The sequence below is a fragment of the Streptomyces sp. NPDC048461 genome (assembly GCF_055587105.1).
This window is the reverse complement of the sequence record NZ_JBVJGW010000015.1, coordinates 89,450-104,086: the sequence shown is the minus strand read 5'-3', so window position 1 is coordinate 104,086 and position 14,637 is coordinate 89,450. Positions and strand designations below refer to the sequence as shown.

At 75.3% G+C, this 14,637-nt stretch carries 13 protein-coding genes; 7 read left to right on the top strand and 6 right to left on the bottom strand.

Annotation, left to right across the window (positions count from 1 at the left end; all coding sequences use genetic code 11):
• Positions 1–78: 78 nt before the first annotated feature.
• From ACZ6S8_RS24960 to ACZ6S8_RS24950, 3 genes are all read right to left on the bottom strand, one after another.
• The gene (locus ACZ6S8_RS24960; RefSeq protein ID WP_469459217.1) at positions 79–501 is read right to left on the bottom strand and encodes a universal stress protein; all 423 of its coding nucleotides are present in this window, start codon (positions 499–501) and stop codon (positions 79–81) included.
• Positions 502–510: 9 nt separating this feature from the next.
• The gene (locus ACZ6S8_RS24955) at positions 511–2,028 is read right to left on the bottom strand and encodes an APC family permease (protein ID WP_469459216.1); all 1,518 of its coding nucleotides are present in this window, start codon (positions 2,026–2,028) and stop codon (positions 511–513) included.
• 76 nt (positions 2,029–2,104) lie between these two features.
• Positions 2,105–2,698, bottom strand: coding sequence for a histidine phosphatase family protein (locus ACZ6S8_RS24950; protein ID WP_469459214.1), 594 nt, complete (start codon positions 2,696–2,698; stop codon positions 2,105–2,107).
• 98 nt (positions 2,699–2,796) lie between these two features.
• Here ACZ6S8_RS24950 and ACZ6S8_RS24945 point away from each other — a divergent pair, with 98 nt between their 5' ends.
• Positions 2,797–3,291, top strand: coding sequence for a hypothetical protein (locus ACZ6S8_RS24945; RefSeq protein ID WP_469459213.1), 495 nt, complete (start codon positions 2,797–2,799; stop codon positions 3,289–3,291).
• Positions 3,292–3,362: 71 nt separating this feature from the next.
• The gene (locus ACZ6S8_RS24940; RefSeq protein WP_469459211.1) at positions 3,363–3,947 is read left to right on the top strand and encodes an RNA polymerase sigma factor; all 585 of its coding nucleotides are present in this window, start codon (positions 3,363–3,365) and stop codon (positions 3,945–3,947) included.
• On the opposite strand, the gene ACZ6S8_RS24935 is transcribed toward ACZ6S8_RS24940, so the two are convergent.
• From ACZ6S8_RS24935 to ACZ6S8_RS24925, 3 genes are all read right to left on the bottom strand, one after another.
• Positions 3,871–4,890 carry a MerR family transcriptional regulator gene (locus ACZ6S8_RS24935; protein ID WP_469459209.1) on the bottom strand — a complete coding sequence of 340 codons (1,020 nt, stop codon included), beginning with the start codon at positions 4,888–4,890 and terminating at the stop codon, positions 3,871–3,873. The two genes, ACZ6S8_RS24940 and ACZ6S8_RS24935, sit on opposite strands and share 77 nt — an antisense overlap.
• Before the next feature lie 69 nt (positions 4,891–4,959).
• Complete coding sequence (locus ACZ6S8_RS24930; RefSeq protein ID WP_469459207.1) at positions 4,960–6,336, bottom strand: cryptochrome/photolyase family protein; 1,377 nt, start codon at positions 6,334–6,336, stop codon at positions 4,960–4,962.
• 16 nt (positions 6,337–6,352) lie between these two features.
• Positions 6,353–8,125 (bottom strand): SDR family oxidoreductase, encoded by a 1,773-nt coding sequence (locus ACZ6S8_RS24925; protein ID WP_469459205.1) that lies wholly within the window; start codon positions 8,123–8,125, stop codon positions 6,353–6,355.
• A gap of 258 nt (positions 8,126–8,383) precedes the next feature.
• Between ACZ6S8_RS24925 and ACZ6S8_RS24920 the strand changes: the two genes are divergently transcribed.
• Genes ACZ6S8_RS24920 through ACZ6S8_RS24900 form a run of 5 tightly spaced genes read left to right on the top strand, consistent with a single transcriptional unit; the run spans position 8,384 to position 14,508 of the window.
• The gene (locus tag ACZ6S8_RS24920; RefSeq protein WP_469459203.1) at positions 8,384–10,477 is read left to right on the top strand and encodes an MMPL family transporter; all 2,094 of its coding nucleotides are present in this window, start codon (positions 8,384–8,386) and stop codon (positions 10,475–10,477) included.
• Positions 10,474–11,757, top strand: a complete 1,284-nt coding sequence (locus tag ACZ6S8_RS24915) for an NAD(P)/FAD-dependent oxidoreductase (RefSeq protein WP_469459201.1) — start codon at positions 10,474–10,476, stop codon at positions 11,755–11,757. Before ACZ6S8_RS24920 ends, ACZ6S8_RS24915 begins: the two co-directional genes overlap by 4 nt.
• Positions 11,751–12,488, top strand: a complete 738-nt coding sequence (locus ACZ6S8_RS24910) for a DUF1365 domain-containing protein (RefSeq protein ID WP_469459199.1) — start codon at positions 11,751–11,753, stop codon at positions 12,486–12,488. Before ACZ6S8_RS24915 ends, ACZ6S8_RS24910 begins: the two co-directional genes overlap by 7 nt.
• On the top strand, positions 12,425–13,711 hold the full coding sequence (locus tag ACZ6S8_RS24905; protein WP_469459197.1) for a class I SAM-dependent methyltransferase: 1,287 nt from the start codon (positions 12,425–12,427) through the stop codon (positions 13,709–13,711). Before ACZ6S8_RS24910 ends, ACZ6S8_RS24905 begins: the two co-directional genes overlap by 64 nt.
• Positions 13,708–14,508 carry a DUF1295 domain-containing protein gene (locus tag ACZ6S8_RS24900; protein ID WP_469459195.1) on the top strand — a complete coding sequence of 267 codons (801 nt, stop codon included), beginning with the start codon at positions 13,708–13,710 and terminating at the stop codon, positions 14,506–14,508. The genes ACZ6S8_RS24905 and ACZ6S8_RS24900 overlap by 4 nt, the downstream gene beginning before the upstream one ends.
• Positions 14,509–14,637 lie beyond the last annotated feature (129 nt).

Here is a 14,637-nt window from a genome sequence, read left to right as displayed (position 1 = left end):
GGTGCGGTCCCCGTACGGGACCGCACCGCGGCGGCGGCCGTCACGGCGGGGGCGGTGCGGCGCCGGGAGCGTACGGCGTCAGAATCCGTTCCCGGTCGGTACGCACAGCACCGGGACCGGAGAGAGGTGCAGCAGTTTGTGCGGGGTGGAGCCCAGCAGGGCGCCCCGGATCGGGCTGTCCCCCCAGCTGCCGACGATGATCACCCGGGCGTCGTGCCGCTCGGCGGCGTCGATCAGCGCCTGGGCGGGCTTCTCGTCGACCACCTCGACCGCGGACGGCACCCCGGCCGCGTCGGCCTCCTCGACGGCGTGCGCCAGGGCGCTGCGGCCCGCCTGCCGGACGGCCTCGCGATGGGCGCGGTACTCCTCCCCGGTGGAGCCGGGGGCCGCGGCGCCGAAGACGAGGACGAGGGGCTCCCCGAAGGCCGCGGCGACCTCCAGCGCCACGCGCAGGGCACGTTCCGCACCGGGCGACTCGTCGTATCCCAGGACGACGGACATCGGGCCTCCTCAGGACTTCTTCGCGTGGACGAGTTCCGGGTCTGCCACGCTGCGCCGCTCCTGCCAGAACCTGCCGTCCCGTACCCGCCAGAAGCACATGACGAGCACGCCGACGACGGCGATCGCGATGCCGATGACCAGCGGCGGGCCGAGCCCGAACCAGGAGACGCCGCCGGCCGAGTTCTCCGGGTTCGCCATGTCGCCGATCGACTCCACGAGCAGCCACGCCAGCAGTCCGGCCCCGAGCACCGGGCCGAGCCCGATGAGCACGAAGTTGTGCACGTTCTCCAGCAGGTGGCGGCGGTAGTAGACGGCGCAGGCCAGCCCGGTGAGCGCGTAGTAGAACGCGATGAGCAGGGAGAGCGCGGTCAGCGAGTCCAGCAGCGCGTTCTCGCTGATCTGGTTGACGACGAGGTACCAGGCGATCGCGATGCCGGCCACCCACCACGTGCTCACGTCGGGGGTCCGGAACCGCGGGTGGATGTGCGCGAGCCGCGGCGGCAGCGCGTGCCGGCGGGCCATCGACAGGGCCGTCCGCGAGGCCGGGATGATGGTGGTCTGCGTGGAGGCGAGCGCGGAGGTGCAGACGGCGAGGAGCACCACCCAGTCCCAGCCGCCCATGACCTCGTGGGCGAGGACCGCGAAGACGGCCTCCTCCTCGCCGGCGTTCTCGGCGAGGAAGACGGTGCCGGCGTACGCGACGACGGCGAAGCCCACCGACAGGTAGGTCACCAGCAGCACCACGGTCGACCAGATCCCGGCCTTGCCGGGGGCGGTGGCGGAGTTCTCGACCTCTTCGGTGAGGTTGACCGCGGATTCCCAGCCCCAGTAGATGAACACGCCGAGCAGCAGTCCGCCGGTGAGCGCGGCGCCGCCGGCCCCGAACGGGTTCAGCCACGCCGCGGACGGCTCGATCGAGTCGAGGGTGCCGGTGTCGGCGTAGACCCGGTAGAGGGCCACGACGGCGAAGACCAGGAGGAAGAAGACCTGGGCGAGGATCAGCACGTTCTGCAGCTTGGCCGACATCTCGGTGCCGATGACGCAGATGGCCGTCATCACCAGGATCACCAGGACGGTGAGGCCCTGGCGGACGAGCGCGTTGGCGGCCCAGCCGTCGAGCCCCGCGGCGAGCAGGCCGAAGTGGACGGCCACGTCGGCGAGCGAGCCGATGACGAGGACTCCGGTCATCGCGATCGCCCAGCCGCCGAGCCACCCCGCCCAGGGCCCCATGGCGCGGGTGACCCACGAGAAGGTGGTCCCGCAGTCCTGGTCGACCTTGTTCAGGTAGTAGAAGGCGGCGGCGATCAGCAGCATCGGCACGAAGGACGCCAGCATCACGCCGGGGGCGTAGATCCCGACCAGGGCCACGATCGGGCCGATCACCGCTGCCAGGGAGTACGCGGGCGAAGTGGAGTTCAGGCCGATGACGAGCGCGTCGAGGAACCCGATCGCGTTGGCCTTCAGCCCCGCTTCCGGGATCCCGGTCTCCGGTCCGCCGCCACCGCCCGCACCGTCGTCGTGGGCCATGTACGCATCGTCGCCCCGGGCCCGCGTGCGCGCGAGGCGAGCGGCCGGGAACAGGGCCGGCCGGGGTGGGGACGGGTCAGGGGTGGGTGTTCCAGCCGGCGATCACCGGGAGACCGTGCTCGGTGGACAGCAGGCTGACCGTTCCGGTCCGGAGCAGGAACAGCCGCCCCTCCTCGGGTCCGAGCCCCAGGTAGCGGGCGGTCAGGACGCGCAGGAAGTGACCGTGGGCCACCACGACGGCGTCCCCGGCGTCCGCCCGGAGCACCGGGGCGATCCGGGCCAGGACCCGGTCCGCCCGGGCGCCCACCTGGGCGGCGCTCTCCCCCGGGTGCTCGGCGTCGCCGGGGGGCACCCCGTCGGTCCACAGCGACCAGGCGGGGACGGTGCGCCGGATCTCGGCGGTGGTGACGCCCTCGTAGCCGCCGTAGTCCCACTCGTACAGGTCGGGGTCGGTGACCCCGCCGGTGAGGCCCGCGAGCTGCGCGGTGGCCACCGCGCGGCGCAGCGGGCTGGTCAGCACCAGTGCCGGGTGCCGGTCGCGGAAGTAGGGGGCCAGCGAGATGGCCTCCTCGACGCCGCGCGCGGTCAGCGGCACGTCGGTGCGTCCGGTGTGCCGCCCATTGGCGCTCCACGCCGTCTCGCCGTGCCTCACCAGCAGCAGGTCGCTCATCCTCCGGACCCTACGCCCTGCACCCCGCGCGAGGCCCCGCGGCCCTCCCGGCATGTCGGCGATGGATGACCCCGGGAGGCGTGTCACTGTCGGGCGTCATGGATGTGAGCACGTTCTACGCCCTCTTCTCCGCGACCTGTTTCACGCTCGTCGGCCTGTGGTGGAACGTGGTGCAGGGCCGTCCGGACTGGATGCGCGCGCCCGCACTGCGCCGGGTCGTCGGGGGGATCTACCTCTCGTTCCTGCTGCCCGCCCTGATGGGCCTGTTCGCCCAGGTGGGCGGGACGGAACAGCCGCAGATCTGGCGGGCCAGCTTCGTGGTGGTGTCCGTCGTCGGCTGCGTGTCCACGCTGCGGCTGCTCGCGCGGGGACGGTCCGGCGGGGACTCCTCCGAGCTGCTGTGGCACCGGCTGGGGGTGGCGGCCCTGTACGTACTGGTGGCCGTGGTCGGCGCGGCGCCCGAGGTGGCCGGCGCGGTGAACCTGCGGCCGATCCAGGCCGAGGCGCTGCTGCTGATCCTGCTGGTGGTCCTGGGCCACGGGCTGGTGTGGCGGTTCATGGCGGGCGAGGGCCGGCCCGCGGAAGCGGCTTGAGCACCCCGCCGGGAATCGATGCGAAAACGCTGCGAGTTTGCCGGGATGGGCGTGCTCGCGAGGCTCGTGCCATGGACGACGAGGAACGCGAGGAACGCGTCACCGCCGGGTTCGCGGCGGGCGACGAAGGCTGCATGGAGGCGGTCTACCGCCGTTGGCGGCCGCTGGTGCACTCCCTGGCACGCCGCTCGCTCGGCGACGAGCGGGAGGCCGAGGACGTGACCCAGCAGGTGTTCCTGGCCGCCTGGCGCGGCCGGCACGGCTATCGCCCGGGGCCCGGCGGGCTCGGGGCGTGGCTCACCGGCATCACCCGGCACAAGGTGGCCGACGCCCTGGAGGCGCGCACCCGGCGTGCCCGCGCCGCCGCCGCGGCCGCGCGGGCCTTCCCTGCGCTGGTCCCGCGCCCCGGCGGGCACGCCTGGCCTGAGCCCGAGCCGGAGCGCGTCGTGGACCGGGTGCTCGTCCTGGGCGAGCTGTCCCGGCTGCCCTCGGCGCAGCAGCGGGTGCTGCGCCTGGCCTTCTACGGGGACCTCACCCAGACCCAGATCGCGGCCCGCACCGGGCTGCCGCTGGGCACCGTCAAGAGCCATATGCGGCGGGCGCTGCACGTCCTGCGCCGCTCGCTGGAGGCGACCCCGCTGCCAGCGTCGCGATGAGCTCGACCCCCGAGCGCAGTCCGAACAGCCGCTCGGCGCGCGGGTCCTGGGGCCCCGAGGCCCAGCCCGGTCCGGCGAGCAGCAGGGCCGAGTGGCCGCGGGCGCCGCGCAGGCCCCACTCGATCCCGGCCACGGAGCGGACCAGCGACCGGTCGGCGGTGACCCGGGACTGGGACCACAGCACGACGGCGCGGGGGCCGGTGCGCCGCACCGCCTCGTGCAGCGCGTCGGCGGGCAGCGCGGGCCCGAACATCCGCACCGGCAGGCCCCGCTCGCCGAGGGCCGCGGCCAGCGCCTCCATCGGCAGGCTGTGCAGCTCGCCGGGGACGCACGCGAGCAGCACCGGCGGGGTGCGGGGTCGGCCGGGCGCGGTCCGGATCCGGCGCAGCGCGGAGGAGACGTACCAGGACAGCAGGTGCTCGACCTCCACGTAGCGCTCCCCGGCCGAGGCCCACTTGCGGCCGACCGCGTGCAGGGTCGGCGCGATGACCTCCTCCCAGGCGGTGACCAGGCCGTGCTCCGCGACGGCGGCGTCCAGCAGTTCCTCCACGGCCGGCGCGTCGAGGCGTACGGCGGCCCGCGCGAGCCCCCGGCACTCCGGGCGGACCTCGCCGAGGGGCAGCGCGTTGGGCCCGCCGGGGGCGCGGCCCGTCTCCTCCTGCACGGCGGGGGCGTCGGGGGCGGCGCCCTGGGCGGCCCGTGCCGCCTCGGCGGGGGGCACGCCCTGCGCGGTGAGCGCGCACATCAGCTCCAGCCGGGCGATGTCCTGGGCGGTCCACCGGCGGTGCCGTCCGTCCTCGCGGCGGGCGGGGCCGATGGCGTAGCGGCGCTCCCAGGAGCGCAGCGTGGTGGGCGACACCCCCAGGCGCCGGGCGACGGCTCCGGTGCTCAGCGCGGCGGCGGGGAGGTCCTGCGGCGGTGTGGTCGGCGGCACGGGCTGCACCTGCTCACGATACGTCCGGCGCGGGGCCGGACGTCCGGGTGGTCGTACCGCGGGCCGGCCCGGCGGTGCTCATCCGGTCCCCCGGCCGGTGCGGAACCGGTCGAGGCCGTCGGCGAGCTCCACCACCGGGTCCGGGTAGTCGTACCGCGCGCGCTCGGGGGCGGGCAGCCGCCAGGGCTCGTGGACGCGCGGGGCGGGCAGGCCGGCGAGTTCCGGCACCCAGCGGTGCACGTAGCGGCCCTCGGGGTCGTAGCGCAGGCCCTGGCGGACCGGGTTGAGGACGCGGTTGGGCCGGGTGTCGGTGCCCGTCCCGGCGACCCACTGCCAGTTGAGCTGGTTGTTGGCGAGGTCCCCGTCCACGAGCAGCTCCATGAAGTGGCGCGCGCCGATCCGCCAGTCGACGTACAGGGTCTTGGCGAGGAAGCTCGCGGCGAGCAGCCTTCCGCGATTGTGCATCCAGCCCTCGTGGCGCAGCTGGCGCATGGCCGCGTCGACCACCGGATAGCCGGTGCGGCCCTCCTTCCAGGCCTGTGTCTCCTCCTCCGCTGCGCGGCCCGTGCGCCAGTGGTCCCGGCGGTCGCGGTAGTCCTCGGCGGCGGCCTTCGGGCGGGCGGCCAGCACCTGGTGGTGGAAGTCGCGCCAGCAGAGCTGCCGTACGAAGGCGTCGGCGCCGGGGCCGCCCGCGGCGCGGGCGCGCTGCACGGCCTCGGTGGGCGAGAGCGTGCCGAAGTGGAGGTGCGGGGAGAGCCGGGACGTGGCGTCGCCCGCCAGGTCGTCGTGGACGTCCTCGTAGCGCGTGATGCCGGAGCGCAGCCAGGCCGTCAGCAGCCGGCGGGCCTCGGTCTCGCCGCCGCGGGCGAGGCCCGGGGAGGCGCCGGTGACGGCGCTGCGCCCGGGCAGCGGTTCCGAGCCGATGCCGTCGGGGACGCGCAGCCCGCGCGGGGCGTTGCCCACGGGCCGCGGCGGCAGGTCGGCCCAGCGGCGGAAGTACGGGGTGAAGACGGCGAAGTGGTCGGATCCGGCGGGGGTGACGGCCCCCGGGGCGACGGTGGTGACCACCATGTCGTGCACGTACAGCCGCCGGCCCTCGGCTTCCAGGGCGGCGCGCAGGCGCTCCTCGCGGGCGTGGGCGTACGCGCTGACCCCGGCGGACATGTGGACCTCGTCGGCGTCGGCCTCCCGGACCAGGGCGGCGGTCTCCTCGACGGCGTCCCCGGAGCGGACGACGAGCCGGCCGCCGCGCTCGCGCAGGCCGGTGTCGAGGTCGGCGAGGCAGTCGGCGAGGAACGCCCGCCGGTTGGGCGAGGCGAAGCCGGGGGCGGCCTCGACGACGCGGTCGCGGACGAAGAGCGGGACGACCCGGTCGCAGGAGGAGAGGGCCGCCCGCAGCGGCGGGTGGTCGTGCAGGCGCAGGTCCGAGGTGTACAGGACGACCGCGACGTTCATGGGCTCTCGCTCCGCGTCAGGACTGTGGGGGACGGCTGTCGACCGGTACTTCGGTGACGGGGCCGCCCTTGGATGCGGCGTCGCCCTCGGCGCCGTCGAGGCGTTCGGCGGCGCGGGCGATGTTGCGGGCCATGCCGCCGAAGACGACGGCGTGGAACGGCGACACGCTCCACCAGTACAGGTGCCCGAGCAGCCCGCGCGGGTGGAACAGCGCGCGCTGGCGGTAACGCGTCCGGGCCGTCCCGGCGCCGGGGGCCGCGCCGGAAACCGGAACCCCGTTCCGGCCGGCGGTCGCGTTCCGGCCGGCGGTCGCGTTCCGGCCGGCGGTCCCGTTCAGGCCGGGGCTCCCGCCGCCGTTCAGGCCGGCGGTCCCGCCGCCGTTCGCGCCGGGTGTCGCCGCCTCGGCGGTGCCCGCCGTCCGGGGCGCGGAGCCCGGGCCGTTCCCCGCGCCGGGGGCGTCCTGGCAGGGTTCCGCGTACATCTCCAGCCAGGCGAGCCCCGGCAGCCGCATCTCGGCGCGCAGACGCAGCAGGCGGCCCGGTTCGATCTCCTCCACCCGCCAGAAGTCGAGGGAGTCCCCCACCCGCAGGTGGACCGCGTCCCTGCGGCCGCGGCGGATGCCGACCCCGCCCGCGAGCCGGTCCAGCCAGCCCCGCACGGACCAGGCCAGCGGGAAGGAGTACCAGCCGTTCTCCCCGCCGATGCCCTCCACCACCCGCCACAGCGCCTCGGGCGAGGCTCCGACCTCCCGCTCGCGCTCGTCCTTGTAGAGGCTCCCGCCCGCCCAGTCGGGGTCGGTCGGCAGCGGGTCGCTGGGCGCGCCCGGGACGGAGGCGGAGGACCAGCGGGTGTCCACCTTGGCCTCCCGCACCCGGCGCAGGGCCAGCGTCAGCGCCTGGTCGAAGCCGATGGGGGCGCCGGGCGGATCGGGCACGTACCGCGCGATGTCGTGCTCCGAGCAGACCACCTCGTGGCGCAGGGATTCGGCCAGCGGCCGCGCCAGCGCCCGCGGGACCGGGGTGACGAGGCCGATCCAGTGGCTGGAGAGGCGGGGGGTGAGCATGGGCACCCGCAGGATGAGCCGTTTGGGGAGCTCCGCCACCACGGCGTACCGGCGCATCATGTCCTCGTACGTGAGCACGTCCGGGCCGCCGACGTCGAAGGCCCGGTCGACCTCGGGCGGCATGGTGGCGCTGCCGACGAGGTAGCGCAGGACGTCGCGGACGGCGATGGGCTGGCAGCGGGTGCCGACCCAGCTGGGGGTGACCATGACCGGCAGCCGCTCGGTGAGGTAGCGCAGCATCTCGAAGGAGGCCGAGCCGGAGCCGATGATGACGGCGGCGCGCAGGACGGTGGCCGGGACGGAGCCCGCGAGGAGGATCTCGCCGACCTCGGAGCGGGAGCGCAGGTGCGGGGAGAGTTCCCGGACCGGGATGCCGGAGGGCGTGAGCCCGCCGAGGTAGACGATGCGGCGGACCCCGGCCGCGGCGGCCTGCTCGGCGAAGATCCGGGCGGCGTCCCGGTCGCGGTCCTCGAAGCCGGAGCCGCCGCCGAGGGCGTGGACCAGGTAGTAGGCCACGTCGATGCCCTCCAGGGCGGCCGCGACCGATCCCGCGTCGGTGGCGTCGCCCGCCACCACCTCGGCGCGCCCGGCCCAAGGGTGGTCGCGCAGCTTCGCCGGGGTGCGGGCCAGGCAGCGCACCCGGTGCCCGGCGTCGAGGAGTTCGGGCACCAGTCGGCCGCCGATGTAGCCGGTGGCTCCGGTGACCAGGCAGTTCAGGCCCGTCATGGTTGTCTCCGCTCCGTGTCGTCCCGCAGGGGTTTCCGCCGGTCCGGCCCGTCCGGATGCGCCGTTAGCCCGATCGGCGCATCCGGATGACGTGTCCTGGCCGAAAGCCGATGCAGATACCCCTGACCCTCGCACCGTGGCGCCGCGAGCGCCGCACCACCTGAGCCACCTGAGCCACCGCACCACCCGAAGCACCCGAAGCACCCGAAGCACCCGAAGCACCACCAGAACCAGACACCCCTCCGAACCGGGAGTGCCATGCACCCGTCCCCGCGGATCACCCGCCTGGTGATTCCGTTCCTGCTGCTGCTCGGCTGGCTGGCCGTCGGCGGGCTGCTCGGCCCGTACGCCGGCAAGCTCGGCGAGGTCGCCACCAACGACCAGGCGGCCTTCCTCCCGCGCAGCGCGGAGTCCACCCGGGTGGTGGAGGCCCAGCGCGCCCTGCGGCAGACCGAGTCGCTGCCGGCCGTCGTGGTGTGGACCGTCCCGGAGGGACAGCGGGTGACCCCCGGTCAGCGGGAGGCCGCGACGGCCGCCCTCGCCTCGCTCGGCGGCCGCGAGGGCACGGCCGGACCGGCCTCGCCGGCCCTGCCGTCGCAGGACGGCCGGGCCCTGCAGGGCGTGGTACCGCTGCGGCCCGACCTCGGGGACGCGCTGCCGGACGTACTGGACCAGGTGCGGGAGGCGGCCGCGACCGTGCCCGGGGCCACCGCGCTGCTCGCGGGACCGGCGGCCACCCAGGCGGACCTGGGCGACGCGTTCGCCGGGATCGACGGGCTGTTGGTGGGGGTGGCGCTGACCACCGTCCTGGTCATCCTGCTCGGGGTCTACCGCAGCGTGCTGCTGCCGCTGGTGGTCGTCTTCGGGGCGGTGCTCGCCCTCGGGCTGGCCTGCGCGATCGTGTACGCGCTGGCCGACCGGGGCCTGGTGCGCGTCGACGGCCAGGTGCAGGGCATCCTGTCGATCCTGGTCATCGGCGCCGCGACGGACTACGCGCTGCTGCTGACGGCCCGGTTCCGCGAGGAGCTGGCCGAGCGGCCCGACCGGTTCGACGCGATGCGGGCCGCCTGGCGGCGCACGCTCGGCCCGGTCACGGCCAGCGCCGCCACGGTCGCCCTCGGACTGCTGGCGCTCCTGCTCAGCGACCTCACCAACAACCGTGCGCTGGGCCCGGTGGGCGCGATCGGGATCGGCTGCGCGGTCCTGGCCGCCCTGACCTTCCTGCCCGCCGCCCTGGTCCTGCTGGGCCGCACCGCGTACTGGCCGGCCCGCCCGAAGTCCGCCGCCGACGGGGGCCACCGGCTGTGGGCCCGGGTCGCTGCGCTGGTGGACCGGGCGCCGCGGCGGGTCTGGGCGCTGACCCTGGCCGGGCTGCTGGCCTGCGCCGCCTTCTCCCCGATGCTGCACTCGAAGGGGGTTCCGCTCGACGAGATCTTCGTGAACGACGCCCCCTCGGTGTCCGCGCAGGCCGCGCTCGGCGCCCACTTCCCGGGCGGCGCGGGCAATCCGGCCGTGGTGATCGCCGACGCGGACCGCTCCGCCGAGGTCGTCGCCGCCGCACGGGCCGTCCCGGGCGTGGCGAGCGCGGCACAGTCCGGCGCGCCCGGTCCGGGCGGGCGGGTCCGCATCGACGCCGTCCTGTCGGACGCGGCCGACAGCGACGCGGCGAAGGACGCGGTGGCCGGGCTGCGGTCGGCCGTGCACGCGGTCCCCGGGGCCGACGCGCTCGTCGGCGGCTACACGGCCCAGCAGTACGACACCCAGCGGACCGCCGCCCGGGACCGGATGCTGATCGTGCCGGTGGTGCTGGCGATCATCCTGGTGATCCTCGCGGGGCTGCTCCGCTCGCTGGTGATGCCGCTGCTCCTGGTGGCGACGGTGGCACTCAACTTCCTCGCCACGCTGGGCGTCAGCGCCCTCGTCTTCGGCGGGGTGTTCGGGTTCACCGGAACGGACTCCTCCGTCCCGCTCTACGGGTTCGTCTTCCTGGTCGCCCTGGGCGTCGACTACAACATCTTCCTCATGTCCCGGGTCCGCGAGGAGACCGCGGCGCACGGCCACCGGGAGGGCGTCCTGCGCGGCCTGACCTCCACCGGCGGGGTGATCACCTCCGCCGGCGTGGTGCTCGCGGCGACCTTCGCGGCCCTCGGGGTCATCCCGCTCGCCTTCCTGGTGCAGATCGCCTTCATCGTGGCCTTCGGCGTCCTGCTGGACACGCTCGTGGTCCGCTCGCTGCTCGTTCCGGCGCTCGTGCTGGACCTCGGCCCGAAATCGTGGTGGCCCGGTTCGCCCGGCGACACATCCGCACACCCCTCCGGCTCCGAAGTAGGGCTGAAGGAGGGAACGCGATGACCGAACGAGAAGGACCGCGGCCGCGCACGGCCGTGGTCGGCGGGGGCGTTTCGGGGCTTACGGCGGCATACGTGCTGGCCCGCAGCCACGAGGTCACCCTGTACGAGGCCGACGACCGGCTGGGCGGACACGCCCACACCCACGACCTGAAGGGCCCCGACGGGCGGATACGGGCGGTGGACTCCGGCTTCATCGTCCACAACGACCGCACGTACCCGCAGCTGCTGCGGCTCTTCGGCGAGCTGGGCGTCGCCACCCGGCCGACGACGATGAGTCTGTCGGTGCACTGCGAGGGCTGCGGTCTGGAGTACGCGGGCGCCCGCGGGCCCCGGGGCCTGTTCGCCCGGCCGCGCAGCGCCCTGCGGCCCGCGTACCTGCGGATGCTGGCGCAGGTCCCGGTGTTCCACCGGCAGGCCCGGCGGCTGCTGGCCGCGCCGGAGACCACCCGCGAGATCACCCTCGGCGCGTTCCTGGAACGCTGCGGCTTCGGCCCCTACTTCACCGCGCACTTCGCGATCCCGCTGGTGGCCTCGGTGTGGTCCTGCCCGGCGGACACCGCGCTGCGCTACCCCGCCCGCTACCTGTTCCGCTTCCTCGACCACCACGGGATGCTCGCGGTGGGCGGCTCGCCGAGCTGGCGCACGGTCACGGGCGGCTCGCAGCGGTACGTGGAGCGGCTCCGGGAGCGCCTGGACACCGTGTACTCCGCGACTCCGGTACGGGCCCTCGCGCGTACTCCGGAGGGCGTGCGCGTCACCACCGCCGGCGGCGCCGAGGCGCTGTACGACTCGGTGGTCGTCGCCGTCCACGCCGACCAGGCGCTGGGGCTGCTGACCGACCCGACGGACGCCGAGCGGGCCGCGCTCGGCGCGTTCCGGTACTCCCGCAACCGGACGGTCCTGCACACCGACGACTCGGTGCTGCCGCGCGCGGGCGGGGCCCGGGCCTGCTGGAACTACCGGCTGTCGGGCTGCGGGCCGGACGAGGCGCGGGTCCGGGTGAGCTACGACATGAACCGCCTCCAGGGGCTGGACTCGCCGGAGCCGTACGTGGTGACCCTGAACGCGGGCGCCGGCGCGGTGCGACCGGACCGGGTCCTGGCGGAGATGGAGTACGAACACCCCGTGTACACGCCGGAGTCGGTGGCCACCCAGCGGCTGCTGCCCGCGCTCTCCGGGCCGGTGACGGCCTTCGCCGGGGCCTACCACGGCTGGGGGTTCCACGAGGACGGCTGCCGTTCGGGCGTGGAGGCCGCGGCCGCGCTGGGGGTGGCGTGGTGAAGCCCGCCCTGTACGAGGCCGACATCCGGCACGTGCGCGCCGGCGGCCCCGCGTACGCGCTGCGGCACCGCACCTACCTGTGGCTGGTGGACCTCGACGAACTGCCCCGGCTGCCGGGGCCGCTGCGCACCCTGGCCCGCTTCGATGCGCGGGACCACTTCGGCGGCGGCCGTCCCACCATCCGGGCGGGCCTGGACGGCTTCCTCGCCTCCCGGGGCGCGCCGCTGCCGCCCGGGAGCCGCGTGCGGATGCTCGCGCACGCCCGGGTCTTCGGGTACGTCTTCAACCCGCTCACCGTGTACTGGTGCCACGGCCCGGACGGGGCCCTGCGCCAGGTGGTGGCCGAGGTGCACAACACGTACGGCGGGCGCCACTGCTACCTGCTCGGCCCGGAGGCCGCCGAGGCCGAGGGCAGCGTGCCCAAGGAGTTCTACGTCTCCCCGTTCCTCGACGTGGACGGCGCCTACCGGATGCGGCTGCCCGCGCCGGACGGCCGCCTCGCGCTGAGCGTCCAGCTCGCCGGCGGGGCCGACGGCGCCCGGCTGACGGCCACCGTCCGCGGTGTGCGCCGGCCCGCCGGCGCCCGCGGCGTCCTGCGGGCCGCCCTGCGCCACCCCTGGTCCACCGCCGCAGTGGCGGTGGGCATCCGTTTCCACGGCATCCGGCTGTGGCTGCGCGGCGTGCCGGTGCGGCCGCGCCCCCGACCCGTACCCCAGGAGGGTGTGAAGTGACCGCGACGACGACTCTTCCCTTGGTGCCGCCGTGCTCCCGGACCCGGGCGGCGGTCGGCCGGCTGATCATCCGCCGGGCCCTGGACCGGCTGCCGCTCCAGGTCCGGATGGGGCCCGGCGGCACCCTGGGCCGGGGCGGTCCCGCCATGGCCGTGCACGACCCCGTCGCCTTCGAGCGGCGGATCGCGGCCGAGGGCCTGATCGGCTTCGGCGAGTCCTACGTGGCCGGCGAGTGGGACGCCCGGGACCCGGTGGCGGTGCTGACCGTGCTGGCCGGGCACGTCGCGGCCCTGGTGCCGGCGCCGCTCCAGAGGCTGCGCGGGCTGTGGGCGGCCCGGCACCCGGTCACCGACCGCAACACTCCGGACGGTTCCCGCAGCAACATCGAGCGCCACTACGACCTGTCCAACGAGCTGTTCGCCGAGTTCCTCGACCCGACGATGACGTACTCGTCGGCGGTGTTCCGCGCCCTGCCCGCCCGGCACGGGGACCTCGCGGCAGCGCAGCACCGGAAGATCGACATGCTGCTGGACCTGGCCTCCGTCGGCCCCGGCACCCGGCTGCTGGAGATCGGCACCGGCTGGGGCGAGCTGGCGATCCGGGCGGCCCGGCGGGGCGCCCGCGTGGTCACCCTGACCCTGTCGCGGGAGCAGAAGGACCTCGCGGAGCGGCGGATCAAATCCGCCGGGCTGGAGGACCGGGTGGAGGTCCGGCTCTGCGACTACCGCGAGGCGCAGGGAAGTTACGACGCCGTGGTCAGCGTGGAGATGATCGAGGCGGTGGGCGCCGAGTACTGGCCGGTCTACTTCGCCACGCTCGACCGGCTGGTGGCGCCGGGCGGGCGGGTGGCGATCCAGGCGATCACCATGCCGCACGAGCGGATGCTGGCGACCAAGGACACGTACACCTGGATCCACAAGTACATCTTCCCGGGCGGGATGCTGCCGTCGGTCCAGGTGGTGGAGGAGATGGCCCGCCGGCACACCGGGCTGCGGGTGGCCCGCTGCGAGGGGTACGGGGCGCACTACGCGCAGACCCTGAAGCTGTGGCGGGAACGGTTCACCGAGCGGGCCGACCGCGTCGCCGAGCTGGGTTTCGACGAGACCTTCCGGCGGATGTGGACCTTCTACCTGGCGTACTGCGAGGCCGGGTTCGCCTCGGGCTACCTGGACGTGCACCAGATCCTGCTGACCGCGGGCGACGGGGACGGTGACCGGGCGTGAACTGGTCCGGTTTCGGCGTCAACCTGGCGGTCGCCGCGGCGGTCGCCCTCGCGGTCATGCTCGCCACCTTCGCGGTCGGCGTGCGCAAGCGGATGCACCGGGTCGTGGACGTGGCGTGGGGCCTCGCCTTCGCCGCGGTGGCCGCGGCGACGTACGGGATGTCCGACGGCGGCGGACGGGCGCTGCTGCTGGCCGTGCTCACGGCGGTCTGGGGACTGCGGCTGGCCGGGCACATCGCCTGGCGCGGCCGCGGGCACGGCGAGGACCCCCGGTACGACCGGATGCTGGCGAAGGCCCCGGGGAACCGGAACCTGTACGCGCTGCGCATGGTCTACCTCCTCCAGGCGGCCCTGGTGTGGCTGGTGTCGCTGCCGGTGCAGGCGGGGTCGTACGCGACCGGCGGCCTCGGACCGCTCGCGCTCGTGGGCACGCTGCTGTGGCTGACCGGGCTCGTCTTCGAGGCGGTGGGCGACCACCAGCTGGCCCGGTTCAAGGCCGATCCCGCGCACCGGGGGCGGATCATGGACCGGGGCCTGTGGTCCTGGACCCGGCATCCGAACTACTTCGGCGACTTCTGCGTGTGGTGGGGCATCTACCTGGTCGCGGCCGGTTCGGTGGGGGCGGCTGCGGTCTCGGTGGTGGCTCCGCTGGTCATGTCGTACCTGCTGACCGCGGGCAGCGGGAAGCGACTGCTGGAGCGGCACATGGCGGACCGGCCGGGGTACGCCGCGTACCGGGAGCGGACGAGCGGTTTCTTCCCGCGGCCGCCGCGCGGCGGCCCGGCGCGCACCGGCTGACGGGGGCGGGCCGGGGGGCGGCGCGCACCGGCCGACCGGGGGCGCGCCGCCCGGCGGGGTCGTCGGGCCGGAGCGCAGGCCGGAGCGCGGGCCGGTGGGCGGGCCGGTGGGCGGCGCAGTGGGCCATTG